Source organism: Mycoplasma leonicaptivi ATCC 49890, assembly GCF_000622205.1.
GTDB classification, from domain to species: domain Bacteria; phylum Bacillota_I; class Bacilli_A; order Mycoplasmatales; family Metamycoplasmataceae; genus Mycoplasmopsis; species Mycoplasmopsis leonicaptivi.
Map to the genome: position 1 here is coordinate 1 of NZ_JHWE01000020.1, position 15,746 is coordinate 15,746.

Annotated in this window: 11 protein-coding genes; 9 read left to right on the forward strand and 2 right to left on the reverse strand. The window is 25.2% G+C overall.

The features are described from left to right. The coding region (locus BU00_RS04465; protein ID WP_027121196.1) for a hypothetical protein at nt 1-253 on the reverse strand (253 nt) is incomplete at its 3' end. A gap of 100 nt (nt 254-353) precedes the next feature. Between BU00_RS04465 and BU00_RS0101500 the strand changes: the two genes are divergently transcribed. The 7 genes from BU00_RS0101500 (at nt 354) to BU00_RS0101530 (ending at nt 11,930) form a co-directional block, all read left to right on the forward strand. Next, nucleotides 354-5,465: a coiled-coil domain-containing protein gene (locus tag BU00_RS0101500; RefSeq protein ID WP_027121188.1), complete on the forward strand. Its 5,112-nt coding sequence runs from the start codon at nt 354-356 to the stop codon at nt 5,463-5,465. A gap of 107 nt (nt 5,466-5,572) precedes the next feature. Next, the gene (locus tag BU00_RS0101505; RefSeq protein ID WP_027121189.1) at nt 5,573-7,447 is read left to right on the forward strand and encodes an ABC transporter permease; all 1,875 of its coding nucleotides are present in this window, start codon (nt 5,573-5,575) and stop codon (nt 7,445-7,447) included. Next, nucleotides 7,447-8,157, forward strand: coding sequence for an ABC transporter ATP-binding protein (locus BU00_RS0101510; protein ID WP_027121190.1), 711 nt, complete (start codon nt 7,447-7,449; stop codon nt 8,155-8,157). Before BU00_RS0101505 ends, BU00_RS0101510 begins: the two co-directional genes overlap by 1 nt. Beyond that, nucleotides 8,135-9,163, forward strand: coding sequence for an aromatic motif membrane protein (locus tag BU00_RS0101515; RefSeq protein ID WP_027121191.1), 1,029 nt, complete (start codon nt 8,135-8,137; stop codon nt 9,161-9,163). Before BU00_RS0101510 ends, BU00_RS0101515 begins: the two co-directional genes overlap by 23 nt. After that, nucleotides 9,153-10,148, forward strand: coding sequence for an aromatic motif membrane protein (locus tag BU00_RS0101520; RefSeq protein ID WP_027121192.1), 996 nt, complete (start codon nt 9,153-9,155; stop codon nt 10,146-10,148). The genes BU00_RS0101515 and BU00_RS0101520 overlap by 11 nt, the downstream gene beginning before the upstream one ends. Next, the gene (locus BU00_RS0101525; RefSeq protein WP_027121193.1) at nt 10,148-11,086 is read left to right on the forward strand and encodes an aromatic motif membrane protein; all 939 of its coding nucleotides are present in this window, start codon (nt 10,148-10,150) and stop codon (nt 11,084-11,086) included. Before BU00_RS0101520 ends, BU00_RS0101525 begins: the two co-directional genes overlap by 1 nt. Before the next feature lies 1 nt (nt 11,087). Beyond that, nucleotides 11,088-11,930 (forward strand): hypothetical protein, encoded by an 843-nt coding sequence (locus BU00_RS0101530; RefSeq protein ID WP_027121194.1) that lies wholly within the window; start codon nt 11,088-11,090, stop codon nt 11,928-11,930. 30 nt (nt 11,931-11,960) lie between these two features. Here BU00_RS0101530 and mip read toward each other — a convergent pair whose 3' ends face one another. Beyond that, nucleotides 11,961-14,501 carry an Ig-specific serine endopeptidase MIP gene (gene mip / locus BU00_RS04470; protein ID WP_051521840.1) on the reverse strand — a complete coding sequence of 847 codons (2,541 nt, stop codon included), beginning with the start codon at nt 14,499-14,501 and terminating at the stop codon, nt 11,961-11,963. A gap of 196 nt (nt 14,502-14,697) precedes the next feature. On the opposite strand from mip, the gene BU00_RS0101540 reads away from it, so the two are divergent. Further along, entirely contained in the window at nt 14,698-15,237 is a 540-nt protein-coding gene (locus BU00_RS0101540; protein WP_027121195.1) for a hypothetical protein, read from the forward strand. 256 nt (nt 15,238-15,493) lie between these two features. Further along, nucleotides 15,494-15,746 (forward strand): hypothetical protein (locus BU00_RS0101545; RefSeq protein ID WP_027121196.1); only part of this gene is annotated, 253 nt, incomplete at its 3' end.

A 15,746-nucleotide genomic window follows, 5' to 3' on the forward strand; every position in this document is an offset into this window, starting at 1 on the left:
CAGTAATTTTCTTAATTTTATCAAGATTTTCAAAGACTGTTACTACCTCTGTTAGGGATGTATGATTTGATTTTTTTGTAGTATTTAATTCTCAATATTTATTAGTAATTTTGATGTCTTCTTTTGTTAATTTACTAATTTTAAAATGAAAATTTTTCTTTTTATAAGAAGTTTTTTCTCTTCTAAAATGTCCATTAATTTCAACACAAATAATGTTATTAATTTGTTTATTTTTATGATTTAAATTTATCATATATAATTCACTTGTCCTTTCACTTTTTACTATTACTATATTTTATCAGATGGGACAAAAAGTCACGAGCAAGCTCGAAACTTGCATCGTGACTTTTTAATTGACGATTGAAATTAATAAGTTAACTAATAATGCAACAAAACGTCAAGAACTTTTAAACGCTATTAACCAAACTAATAATCCAGCAGAAGTAGAAACTAAAAAACAAGAAGCAATTATTCTTATTAAACAAGATAAAACAACTGCTCAAACAGAAGTAAATAAATTAACAGCAAATAAACAACCAAGAATAAACTTACAACAAGAACTTGATAACGCTCAAACACAAGCGCAAATTGAAACAGTTAAACAAAAAGTTCAACAAGAATTAAATAATTTCAAACAACAAGCAACACAAGCAGTAAATAAACTTGGTGGGGAAAAAGCACAAGATTTAACTACAGCAACTCAAACTAACACACAACAAGCATATGAAGATCTTACAGCACAAGCAAACACAAGATTTAGAGAAATGCAAAATGAAGCAAAAACTAAATTGAATCAAGTTACAAATACTCAAAAACGTGCTGATATTGAAAGCAGAATTAACAATGCACCAGACAAAGCAACTTTAGATGCTCTAAAACAAGAAATTGATCTTGAAATTTCAAAACAAGATGCTTTAGTAGTTATTAATAAACTTTCAAATACAAATCCTAAAAAACAAGAATTAACAAATGACTTAAATGCAAAAACTACAACTAATGATGTTGCTAGTGTAAAACAGCAAGCACAAACAATTCTTGATACTAAAAAGGCAGAAGCAACACAAGCAGTAGCAAAACTTGAAGGTGATATTGCAAAAGTTAAAGCAGACAGAGATTTAACAAGTGCTCAAACAGAAGATGAACTGAATAAATTAATTAACGATTCAAATAATGTATTTAATCAAAATGAACGTCAAGTTAATAATGAAATTAACCAACTTATTAAAGATCAAGGTCAATTTAGTACTTCTGGTAAAAATACTGTTAAAGCATTAAAGGATTTAAATACTCAAGTTGTAAACAAAGCGAAAGAACACACAACAGCAGAAATTAATAAATTAAGCGATCAAACTAAAAAATCTGAATTTGAGCGTGAATTACAAAATGCTCAATCTGTTGCAACTGCTTATGATATTAGACGTCGTGTTTTAGAACAAATTGGTTTTGAAACAGCCTTATCTGAAGCAAAAAAAGAAGCAATTGCATTAGCAGATAAACTTAAAAATCCACAAAAAGATCAAGAAAAAGCACAAATTAATGCACAAACAACTCTTGAAGGTGTTGATGCAATCAAACAAAGAATTCAAAATACATTAGATGCAAAAGAAAGAGAATTAAATTCACTTAAAAATAAATTTAATTCAACAAACTCTGTATTACGTGCAAATCAAACTACACCTAAAACAATGGAAGCAATGGAAAATGCGATTAATGCATTAAATACAGAGATGCAAAGAATTCAAACAGAAGCACAAAATAACCTAAACAAGATTAAAGTTGATCAAGGACTGTTAACTGGAACTTATGCTTCTGAAAATAATGATTACAATACTCAAAAACAAGAATTTGATAAAGCAGTCGCAAATCCTACTGAAGCAAAATTTGAAACAATTAACTCAAATGTAAACAGAATTTTTAACAATAGAAAAAATCAAGTTCAAAACAAATTAAATCAACTTGGTAATTCAACTAAAAAAACAGCATTGCAAAATGAGTTAAATTCAAATCAAACAAACACTCGTTCTAAATTAATTGAAATTGAAAAGAAAATTGCAATTGAAAAAGAAGTACAAAGATTAAAAACTAAATTAAATGGTGTAAAAGATAACAACTTTAAAACATCAATGACTTCTCGTTTAGATGCTGATAATCCTAATATTGCTGATTTAGAAAGAGAAATTGATGCAAAATTAGCACAAGAAGCACAAGATTTAAGAATTGCAAAAGAACAAGCACTTGCTGAAATTGCAAAACTTCCTTCAAGTGAGCAAACACAACCAAGAAATATTGTAAATTCTGCAACAGAACAAAATGTTGTAAATCAAGAAAAAGATAAAGCAATTCAAAGATTAGAAGTAATTAGAAATGAAGCAGATACAGAAATTCAAAAAATGCCTGTAAATGCAAGGTCTGAACTAGTTAATAACTATGTATTAAATAACAACAATGGTGATAAACTACTTGATCTTAAAGCGCTTGCACAAAGAACAGTTACTAAATCTAATGCTTTACAAACTGAAATAAATAATAAATTTGGTTCTCATCCAGCACAAAAAACTCATTTTGAAAATATTAGAAATTCTGATAAAGCAGATACAATTGCAGAAATAGATGCAATCACTACTTCATTACCTGCAATTTCTTCAAAACTTACAGAAGTAAAAACTGCTCAAAGTCAATTACAACAAAGTTCACAAGCACAATTTAACAACAGAATCAATTCTGCATTTGATGTTAATACTTTAAATAATATTTTAAATGATATTAAACTTCAAAAAGCAAAAGATGATGCACAAGCCGCAATTAATAATTTAAAACAAACTCAAAGAAGTGCATTAGAAAATGAATATAGTGCTGCCAGAACACAAACAGACTATGAAGCAGTTAAAAATAAAGCAATTGATCTTAAAAACAAAATTGACCTTGCGCAACAAAAAATTAATACCATTCCTGCATCGAACAGAAATGAACTTCAATCAGAATTAGATCGTGCAACAAATAATGATTTAGCAATTCGAACACAAGCAAAAGTTGATCCATTTTTAAATGCTATCAATGAAACAAGAACAGAAATTCAATCCATTGCAGATAATAATAAGAAAAATGGATTTATGTCTGAATTAAATGCTGCTCAAAATGAAGCAAAAGTCAGAGAAATATTAGCACGTGTAAGAAACTATAAAGATGTTGTTCGTGCTCGTCAAGGTGCGCAAGAACTTTTAAATAGACTTAATAACACAAACTTTAAAACTCAAAAAGCAAATATTATAAATGATGATAATCAAACACCTGCTAATATTACAAATGCTGTTAATGAAGTACGTAATTATTTAAATGCTGAAAAAACCAAAGCACAAAATGCTCTTAATCGACTTGAAAATAATAATCAAGTTAAAACAGCACGTCAAGTATTAACAAATGATACAAATACTGAAGCACAATATCAAGAAACAGTACAAAAAGTTAATGAAGAAATTGGAAAAATTTTAACTGAGGCTTTATCTGAAATCGGAAAACTTTCACAAGATACAATTAATGCAAATAATTTATACAACAACATTGATACAAATTCTGTACAAAACAATACAGAAAGAGAATTAAGAAGCAAAATTGATACAGTAAGAAGGATTCTTGATACAAAACGTAATGAAGCAAGATCTGCGGTTAATAAAATAAATGGCGCTTCAGAGTATAACAATTTAAATACAAGACTTAATTCTGCAACAACAGAAACTGAATTACAAAATATTCAACAAGAAGCAGAAAATCTTTGAAATGCTAAAATTCAAGAAATTAATACTGCTTTAAATGATGTATACAATACTAATCAAAGGACATCATTTGAAAATGAAAGAAATTCAGCATCTAATTATTCACAACTTAATACTTTATTAAACAAAATTCAAAATTACTATGAAATTAGAGAATTTTGACCAGATAAGCAAAGATGAGAAAGTGAAACAGTATTAACAAACATTAAATTTAATAAACAAAGTGGAAATCTTGCTAATAAATATTTATATTTAGTTGTTAATAATAATGGAAATAAAGTAGTATCAAATGTTCAAAGATTTGATAATTCAACTCTAAGATTTACTTTAAATGACCTTAAATTTATTTATGAAGGTGAATACCGTTTTGAAAAAATAGTTTACAGTGATCAAAATAATCTTACTGATCAACAAGTTATAAATAATTCAAATACAATAAAAACTGAATTTTCTAGAAATCAAAACTTCTTTGTTAATAATAACAATTTCTTTGCTGAAAATGTTAAAGTTGTTTGAAATAAAGAAAATTCAGGAGATACAACTTTAAGAGGTGCTGATTTAATTGAATCTGCATATAACTATAATATTACAATTTCTGGTTTAAAATCTAAAAACTTATATATTAACAGAAATAAAGAAATTATTGTTAAAATAAAAGGTAGTGCAAATACAGGTAGTCAAATTGCAACAAATAAAAATAAAATCCTATATCATAACTTAGAATTTAGATACCCTATTTCTAGTTTACAAAGTATATCAGAAACTGGTGGTGATGAATTTACTACTCTTGTTTTAAATAGATTACCAATTACAGGTCTAAGAGCAGGATATAAATATAAATTATCTTCAATTAAATTTGGTGTTAGTGACAGAACAACAAATAAAACATATGATGATATATACTATTCAGTTGATGGAAGTACAGAACCAAATACTAAAAATATTATTTACTTAAATAGAAATTACACTGGTGAAAGAACGGCAGAAGCATGAATTTTTAATTCTAATTTATTTTCATTTGATCAAGATGGAAGTAAATCGGTTTGAAGTCAGTGGGGAACATATGTTGATAACATTTATCATGATTGAATTACGCGTCTTGCCTTTAATAATGGTTGAGATGCTGAAACATTTGGTGCATTATTTAGTTATTTAAATTCAAGAGTTCCAGACACAGATGCAACATATACTTTTGATGCCGGTGATAGAAATAGATATCCTACAACAGAATATAATCTAAGGGACAGATGAGTTTGACTTTTAACAGATCAAATATCAAAAGCCTTTGTAAAACATACAAATGGTACATATAGAAGATCTCCTAATGATAAAAGAAAAGATCATAAATGAGCTGTTTCTGGTATTCAATTAGGATATGTAAGAGGTGGAAGTACTTTTGATAACATATTTACATCTGATCCAACTGTTTTAAGATTTGCTCCTGTTCTTGGTGGTAGAAGAATTAATGATTTAGGTCATAAAGAATCTGTCTCTGGTTTTATGCAACAACTTGATAACAGAGATAATACTAAAATAACATTAGCAGAAAATAGAGATATTTCATTTGGTGAAGGTTATCAACATAATGTACACGATTATTATGGTACTATATGAAAAGCAATAAACTGAATTTTAACAATTAATAGTTCAAACTTTATCGGAAAACAATATTTTGATGATAAAAAAATAGATTAACAAACAAATCACTTAACATTAGTTAAGTGATTTTTTGATTATTTTTTTTGCAAAAAAATCTTTTTGCTTTATAATATTACTAAACAGTAATATAATTAAAGGACAATATGAAAACAACAAAAAATTACATTTTATTTTTACATAAAATACTTATAAAAAAAGCAAATACATTTATTATCCCGTTGTTATGATTTATTATTTCAATTATTTCAGGAATAACTTTATCACAAATCAATTTAGCAAATCAACAAAAAACATTTATTGTTTATGTATATGTTTTTATTGAACTTTTAGTTACTATCCTTTTTGCATCTTTAAAAAGTTTAAATCTTTTTAAAGATTTAGAAGAAGAAGGTATAGAACTACTTACGTTATCTAAACCTATTTCAAGAAAAAACATTTTAATAGCAAAAAATGTTACTAATTTAATGTTTGGATTTTATTGAACTGTGATTATTTTAATTTCTAATTTAATAATTTTTGGTTCAATTAATCTTCCTTTGTTAGGATTAATATCTTTATATTCAATCTTGGTATTTTTCTTAGCATACACAATCTTTTCTATAATAAGCTCATTAATTGCTTTTAAATTAAATGCTAAGATTGCAATAACTTTACCACTTGTTTTATTTAGTCCGCTTGCAATTGGTGGTACTGTTGTGGCTTCAAAAAGCACATCAGTTCCAAATAACTATGCTTTTTATTTAAATTCAGCATATAAAAACCATGCATCAGGAAATAGAGTAAATGCTGAAAAATTTTATTTAAATAATGATAAAGATAATTTATATATCATTCCAAATGGTTTACCTAATAAAAAATTTAGAGATGATCAAAATGAATATTTAACAAAAGCTTTTGAAATCTCAGCAAACTCTTCTAAGGATTGACAAGCATATTCATATTTAATTCTACCTTACCAAATGATTGATATTTTCAATTATAATAATGAAAATATCTTTAACTCATTTAGTAACATTGATGATTTTAATAATCTTAAAAATTATTTATATTACAATAAACAAGATTCATTTGTTTATGGATATACTTTAAAATTAAATTCTGATTTAAAAAGATATAAAGTTTTAAAGGAAGAATTAAAATTACAAGATGAAAATGGTGAATATGTTAAAGATGAAGCAGGTTCAGATATTATTTATAAAAGAATTTATAAAAATGTTTTTCTTGTTCCTGGGTCTTTAAAAAATCAAACTCAAATCCCTAATTTATCAAATACTAATCTAATCTATGCACATTCACAAGCAAGTTCATTTGAAGCAGAATTTCCAGAAGATAAATTTGTACACTCAACTTCTGATAATTTAGTTGGTGAAATAAAATGACAATTTATTGATGAGATTTTAAAAAATCCTATTTTTGTTTCTTATGCTAAAGAATTTTATGATCAAATCAAAAGTCAAACTAATTCAATTGAAAATATCGAAGAAGTAAAAGATATTATTTTTTCAAATATTACTGAGAGTTTAAAATCACAAAATGATAAAAAAGGTTTACTTGATATTGAGGACAAATCAAGTGTGTTATTTAATGAAAATTCATTAAATAACAGAACCATTAAAACTCTTTCAGAAAAAAAACTTTATTTTGCTACTGCACTTTTATATTATGCATACTTTAATTTTAATGATTCAAAAATTTTAGATGCTATTTTATACAATCCAAGAACACAAGCATTTGATCCGCACAGTGTTGAAGTTAAAATTGATGAAGGAACATACCGTATTGGTGGTTACTCTTCTTTTGAAACAAAACAAGAAGTTATTGATAAAAAAATTAAAATTAGATATGATTTAAATCCTTCAGAAAACTATATGTTTCAAACATTAGATCAAGTTGTGGAACTTTCAAGAAATAATCACAAAATAATAGAAAAAAATTCATATTTTGTAATTTGAATTATTATTGCTTTATTATTAATACTTGCAAACTATAAACTTTACTACAAAAAGGACTATAAATAATGGAAAATATTTTAGAAGTTAAAAATCTTACAAAAATATACACAACAAAAAAGCAAGTTAAAACTGGTGTTTTTGATTTAAATTTTGAAGTAAAAAAAGGTTCATTTCATGCTTTTATTGGTGAAAATGGTGCAGGTAAAACAACAACTATTAAAACCATTATTGGTTCTTATATAAATTATTCTGGTGATGTGTTAATCAATGGAATTAATATCAAAGATCCAAGTAGTAGAAAAGCATTAGGTTATGTACCTGAAAATGCGATTTTCCCTAAAGAAATTAAAGTTTATGAGTATTTAAAATATCTTGGTCTATTAAATCAATTAAAAGAAAAAGAAATTGAAGAAAAAATTGAATATTATTTACATAAATTTGATATTTATGATTTAAAATACAAAAAACCACATAATTTTTCTTCTGGTCAAAAGAAAAAAATCTTATTAATTCAAGCTTTACTTAATGAACCTGATATTATTGTTTTAGATGAGCCAGCATCAAACCTTGATCCTACTGCAAGATATGAATTGTTTAATCTTTTACAAGAATTACACAAAAAAGGTAAAACCATTTTTATTAGTTCACATATTCTTAGTGAAATTGATAAATTTGTTGATTCACTTACATTAATAAATAAAGGTAAAATTGTTTATTCTGGTGAAAAATTTGAACATCTAGAAAAGATCTTTTATGAAAAAGTTATTAAAAATTAGTTCATTAGGATTAATATCTATTTTACCTTTTGCAATTGCTTGTAAAAATACTCAAGAAATAAGTTATAAAAATTATTTTAAGCAACAAACAAACGTTAATCAAGATAAATTAGCAGAAATAGCTAACGAATACTTTTTTGATGATAAAGATAGCGAAAGTTTTAAAAAAGATTTTTTTAATAGACAAAATTCAATTAAATCAAGTTATACAACTGAATTAAATGTATCTTTAGCATTTGCACCAACTTATTTAACACAAAATACTTTAAATATTGCAACAAATCTTGAAGCAAGATATGCACAAAGATCAGTTGAAGTATTAAAACAAGCAACAACAGATAACTGATATTGAATTTTAAACAATATTTCCAAATTTACTTTTTTATTCAATGGTTTTAATTTTAGATTTAAAGATCATAAAGATGAAAAAAATAAAAATGATGATAGTGATAGACAAGTATTTATTGATTTATTAGAAAAGAATAAAACTTTATTATTTATTAATAAAGAAATGATTATTAAAACCATTTTTGAATTTGATTTTGATTCAAAAATGGTTGATAAAGTAAATGATGTTTATTTAGATAAAAAAATTGTTTTTGTTCAATTTAATGATAATGTTTTACTACCATTTTTTAGTTACAAAACACAAGATAGCAATAAACAAAACAAGCATATTCAATTAGTTCCAGAAATTTTTGTTTTTAACAACAACATTACACAAGATGATGTTGTTAAACTTTATACAAGTATTGTTGATGCATATGTATTTTATTATGATGACTATTTAGATTATGCTAAAAAAAGCAATAGTAACTGAAATACTGAAAAAGAAAATGAGGCAAAAAAAGAAATTAATGATGCAGTTTATTTAGATTTATATAATCAAAAAAGTTATTATAAATCTTTTTATAAAGCAGTAAAAGAGTTTAATAAACAAACACAAAACTCAGAATCTGATTTAAGAGTTTATAGATATGCATGGGGGATAATTGATGAAAAATAAAATTTTAGCATCTTTAGGTTTTTGTACTCTTTTATCGACTGTTTCTTGTGCTGACTATTCAAAAACAAGTTTAATTCACAACATTATTAAAAACGATGATGAAGTGCTAGAAGTTGGAAAAAATAATGATAAAACCAGAACGGATACTATTTTTAAAACATTATTAAATTATTTGTTTAAAAATGACAAAGTAGCAGAATTAAATTATATTCAACAACAAACACAAAATACACAAGAAATTGAACAAGAATTTTTAGATATAGCAACAAAATATCAAGACTTAAAAGCAAATAACTCAAAAGATGATATTGAACGTTTACAAAACGAAAAAGGTGCTTTATCAAAACAACTTGAAAAATATAAATTTGAAGCAGGAAGATATAGAAAAGAAATAGCGGATTTACAAAACAAAATCATTGAGATTAATAAAAAAATAGCAGTATTTTATGAAGAATCTAATGCTTTTGCAAAACAACAATCTGAAGTTTTTTCTAAAAACTGATATTTCTTTTTAAAAAATATTGATAAATTTGATTTTACATTTGTAGAATATGTTTTTGATGGTTTACAAAACGGAAAAGTTGTTGATGCTGAGTATAAGGAAATTATTGATAATAAATTACCATCAAATGATTTTAGATTTTATGATAATTATTTAGATGCAATTAAACCTGGGGATGAAAATGTTGAATTAGGTGATGCTGCTGTTTTTTATCTTAAAAAAGATAAATTAGTTTTTCGGATTTTAATTGATAAATTATCTGAAACACCAGAGTTAAAAATGAGTGCAATAAACTGATATTTCCCTGAATCAAAAGCTCGAACAATTTCTTTAAGTTTAATTACATCTGTTGTTCATACCTTATTTTTACATCAATATGAAATTGGAAGAATCGCTTTTAAAGAAAATATGGTTCAAAAACAAAAATATGGTTCACCAGTTTTTGTCTTTGGTTTATTTAATGAACAAAGAAAGGAAGTGTAATGAAAAAAAATTGAAAAAAATTTTTTAAATATCTTCCATTTTTATCATATGCTTCACCATTATTGTTTTTAAGCGTTGCCCCAAATCAAAATCAAGAATCAAATAAAAACCAAGAACTTGAAGCAAAAAAACAAAAAAGTGATCAAGTTGCACAATGAAATCTTTTTTTACAACAAAATTATATTCAAACTCTTTTAAGAATGTCTTTTACTGATGAAACAAAAATGCAAGAATATGTTAAATCTCAAATTGATTTAGGTGAAGAATATTATAAAAATATTAAAATGTGATTAAGATATGCAAATACAATCAGTACACCTTTTGATCGCGATCTTTTATCATTTTTTGGTAATGCAAAACATAATTTTGTAACAACAGAAGGTAAAAAATATATTCAGGAAATGATGAATAAAAACTGATTATCCTTTTTATTTCATTTTAATAAAATGAAATTTATTCAGTTTAATACCTTACAAGCAGACAAAATTGTATTAGATGATGTAGTTGAAAATGTTGAAACTAATAAACTTATTGCAAAAGAGTTTTACATCCCGACAAATAACAATATTTTAGATTATGTAATCCAGTTTTATGATCAAGAAAAAAACTTTAATGATGAAACAAATGAAACAGAAATTAGTTATGAAAAAAGAGTGTTTTTATTAACAGAAGATGGTTTTATTTTAAGATTTGATATTAGAGGAAATGAAACTCTTAGCCTAATTAAATCAGTTGAGTTTCATCCATACATTTATTCTTATCCTAAATTGCTACAAAGTAAGGATAAGTTAAATGATTTTGACTTAAAAAAATATTTATCAACTTTTGCTGAGTGAGCTAGTGAAAATATTAAATATAGTGATGCTAATAGAGCTTTATTTGCTGATAGATATGGAGAACAATCTTTAAGATATACAATTATAGATATAGAGATTTAATATGAAAAAATATAAATTATTATTTTTAGGATTACCTACTTTATTAGCAAGCAACTTATTAGTTGCTTGCAATAATACTCAAGATGAAGCAAGAGATTATAAAACTCATAAAAATATTAATGCAGTTATAGATAAATTTCATCTTAATTTTGATGAAGAATTGCAAAAAATGCAATTTCCAAGTTTTGCAGAATTTAAACAAGAATTTAAAAAGTTGGATTACAAAGATGCAAACTATGATCAAAAAGTTTCACAACTTTTATCAAATAACTGAATGCATTTTTTAGCTTATACCGATAAATTTAGACCAGTTCAATATCCCGATTTAAAAAATGAGGATAACAAAAAAAGCCGTTGATTTTTATTTAAGGAAAATGAAAAATTTGAATATTCAAAATTATACAAACACGGTTTAGGTTTAGTTAATATTTCAAACGAAACTTCTATCCCTCACTCACATTTAAGTTTTAAAACAGTAACTTCACTATTTCAAAATTATTCAGGAGTATCTAACAAACCTTTTGAGTCTCAAGAATTTGATGGAGAACAAACTATTTATATGACGATTGGTAGATTTATTTTAAAAATAGCAAAAAATTCTTCTGGTAATATAGAAATCAAAGCACATATGATTTATATGGTGTCAGATACTTATAACAATCAAAATAACTTTATAAATGAAACTTCGATTACAAATAGCAATGATGCAGATGATTTTGAAGCACTCAGAATTTATTTTGATAAAAAAGATGAAGACGTTACAAATGCTCATGTGCGTGCTTTTGAAGATAAATTAAGTTCTAGATTCGGGACACCTGCTAATGTATATTTAGTTTTAAAATAAAAATATTGGATGTTACATCCAATATTTTTATTACTTAAATTTATGTGTTTCTGGAATGTTAGCATCATCAAGACCATTTTGGAATAACCATGTTTTTTTAATACCAAGTTTAGCTAATTCTTGTCTGTATGAATTTTGTTGGTCTTTACCACCACCATACACAAGATCATATTGTGGCGAATTATATTCACCATATAATCCATTATAATTAAATCCATTACTTCTAATTGCCACAGCAGATGAAGTAAAAGCACTATAATATCTGGTACTTACTAAACCAACTAATTCATTGTTTTGATTTCTTACAGAGCTACCAGAAGCACCACCTCCTGGTGAATATCATTTTAATGAATATGATAATCCTGATTCAAAATATTCTTTTGAATCGTATTTTGATTTATATGGTTTATCAGCAATAACTGGTATTGAAATGAATCTATCAGTAACACCTGGTTTATCTTTAAAGGTTCTTAATCCGATGTTTGCACTTAATCAATTACCTCTGTTAAGTTTATCAGCTGGCTGTGTACTTGGACTGTCATAAAATTTATTATCAGCATTTGTTCATAATGTAAAATCATGTGCAATATTTGCTAACTGATCATCGTTAATATATGGTTTTAAAAAGAAATCACTAAAAAGTTGTGAACTTGATTTTGGATAACCTAAAACATATAAACTATCATAATCTGCAAGTGTTTTGTTTTGAAGTTTATGAGTTTCAGCAGAATTTACTGGTGCATCGATTTTTTCAAATGAATTAAGATAATCATAATTTGCAATTTTTAGTTTCTTTTCATTTGGTAAGTTTGCATAGTTATTTGTAACTCATTTTGCAAATTCGTTTTTATCACTAAATCTTGTTAAATGTGTTTGATCAACTTTACTAAAATCAATTTCAAAAACAGCAAAGTCCATATATTCTTTTCTTTCTTCATTTTTATTTACTGAGAATTTTTTAGGATCTCAATTTAGTACATCACGACCATCGAATACTTTTCTAAATACCTGAGGATTAAAATTGATTTTATCAATTTTACTTTCTAAATTCACAAGTTTTAATTGATTAAAAATTGATGGAAATTGTTCGTTTAACCTATTTAAAGATAAACTGTATAAATTCTCAGCACTATAACCATCTATAACATGTAAATTTGTTCCAAAATATCATTTAGTTGGGTATTTGCCTGTTTCATCTAGTTCGTAATCTAAAATTCAAGCTGTTCCAGCTGAAGGAAGATTGCTTCTGTAACTTTCTTGGAATCTATAAAAATCAGTTACTTCTTTTAAGTTGTTTTCAACTTTTTTCTTAATTTCCTCAGGTATATTAAGTTTATTAACACGATCCATTACTTTTTGACGTTGATCTAAGGTATATTTTGTATAAATTTTAGCAGCTTCTGTTTGTGTTGGATCATTAGGACTGTATTCTTTAACAAGTTGTTTTCAAATTTCATCTTTGTAAATGTTAAAAATAGCTACACTTCCTTCTTGTAACCCTGATAATTTATCTTCCATTTCTTTTTTAAACTCTGCATCTTTAACACTTGCTAATAAAAGTTTTAAATCTTCATCATTTTTAAATGCTTCACGTAGTTGTAATCTAATATTTTCATCTGCTGAATATTGTCACACAACAAAGTTTAACTGAAATGTTTGTAAAGCTTGTGTTGCATAGTTTTCATTTGTAATTGTTCTAGCAAGACCGATTGTTTCTGCGGGTTTTCTGTCTTTAAAAAAGTCAAATCAAGAAGGGCCAATACCTGGACCATTTTGCTCTTTAATTTTTAATCCAGTAACATTACCTTGTTGATCATAAACCGGAAGTGTATATCCAAGTTTATTTGCTTGATCATAATTTGGTAAGTTTAATTTTTTAGCAATTTCATTATATTTTGCAATCCCTGATTCAGGATTGTTTAAGTCTGTATGAGCATAATTTTGTCTTGATAAGGTTTTGTAATACTCTTCCATATCTAAATCATATCTTGTAGCATTATCTGACTTATAGTATTTTGACTCATATGATTCACTTACAGTTGGTTTATTAATATGCGCAAAAGGATCTTTTGGTTGTTTTTTAAATCCAAGTAACTCATAAGTTTTTGTTAATGAATCATCTGTGTTGTCCTTATCTCCATATTTTATAACAACTGATAGCGTACCATTTTCATCATTTGGAATAGTATTAATAACATTAAATGGTAATTTCTCATCTTTAGAACTAATTGCTTGGTCTGAAACATTTCCTTGTACTTCTGATGGAAGTGTTGCATTTCTTGGACCAATTGTTATTGTGTTTTGAAATAATTGATCAAAAGTTTTACCTTGAATAAATTCTTTTATTTCGGCAGCGTTATATGATTCTTTTACATCTGTTGTTTTATTACTTCCTTGATTTGGATTATCAGGATTTTGTGGTGTTAAAACATCTGTTTGAGTACCATCTTGTTTATTATCGTTTTTTGGATCTTTTTTAGGATCATTACATGAAATTAAAAAAGATGATATTGCTGTTAGTGTACTTAATGAACTTAAAATCATTAAAGAATTTTTAATTCTTTTTTTCATAATATTCACTCCTTTATTTTAATTATTTTAATAATTAAAAAATATATTTTTATTATAACATATTAAAAATATCTACTTTAAGTGTTAAAAACTAAGCACATTAAAGAATTTTAATCTTATTTTTTTGTTGTTTATATCTATAAAATAAGATTAAAATTCAAAATAAAGTCTTAGTAAAAAATATATAATTTATTTTATGAAAAATATTTGATCACAAAAAGATAATAAAATTGTTCAAAATCTCAAAATAATATTAATATTTACAGCAATTATTACTTTAATAAATACAATTGTTTTTTCGTTGCTTTTTTCTGGTTGAAGTTCATTTTTAATTATTTTAGATGATAAAACTACTTCACAAGAAATTCAACAACAAGTTCGCAATTCGATAGTTTATTACATAGTCGGTCTTGTTTTCTTGCTTTTTGTTTCTATTCCATTAACAATTGCAAGATATGTCTTTAAAGTTATTTTAATTGTTGAAGTTGGTAAAAAACCTGAATACAAAACTCACAAAACACTTTTAATAATAGGATTGTTTATTAGCATAATATATTTAATTACCTTATTTATAATTTATAGAGATGAAAAGAATAGTTTTAATAAAATACAAACTTTATCAAATAAAGAAAATAATTATAAAAAAGATGAAAACCTATTCTTAAACAAAATTGAATCAGTTGAAACATTAAAAGATGAAAAAGATTCACAAACACAAATAAATGAACAACAATAGAACAAATATTAACTTAAAATATACTAAAAATTGGATAAAAACACATTTTTGTAAAAATTTAGAAAAATATTTACAAAGATATTTCAAAAATAATGCTTTGATTTTAATCATATCAAGCATTATTTTTTTAATTTTTGTGTGAAAAATAATCGTCAATTAAAAAGTCACGATGCAAGTTTCGAGCTTGCTCGTGACTTTTTGTCCCATCTGATAAAATATAGTAATAGTAAAAAGTGAAAGGACAAGTGAATTATATATGATAAATTTAAATCATAAAAATAAACAAATTAATAACATTATTTGTGTTGAAATTAATGGACATTTTAGAAGAGAAAAAACTTCTTATAAAAAGAAAAATTTTCATTTTAAAATTAGTAAATTAACAAAAGAAGACATCAAAATTACTAATAAATATTGAGAATTAAATACTACAAAAAAATCAAATCATACATCCCTAACAGAGGTAGTAACAGTCTTTGAAAATCTTGATAAAATTAAGAAAATTACTG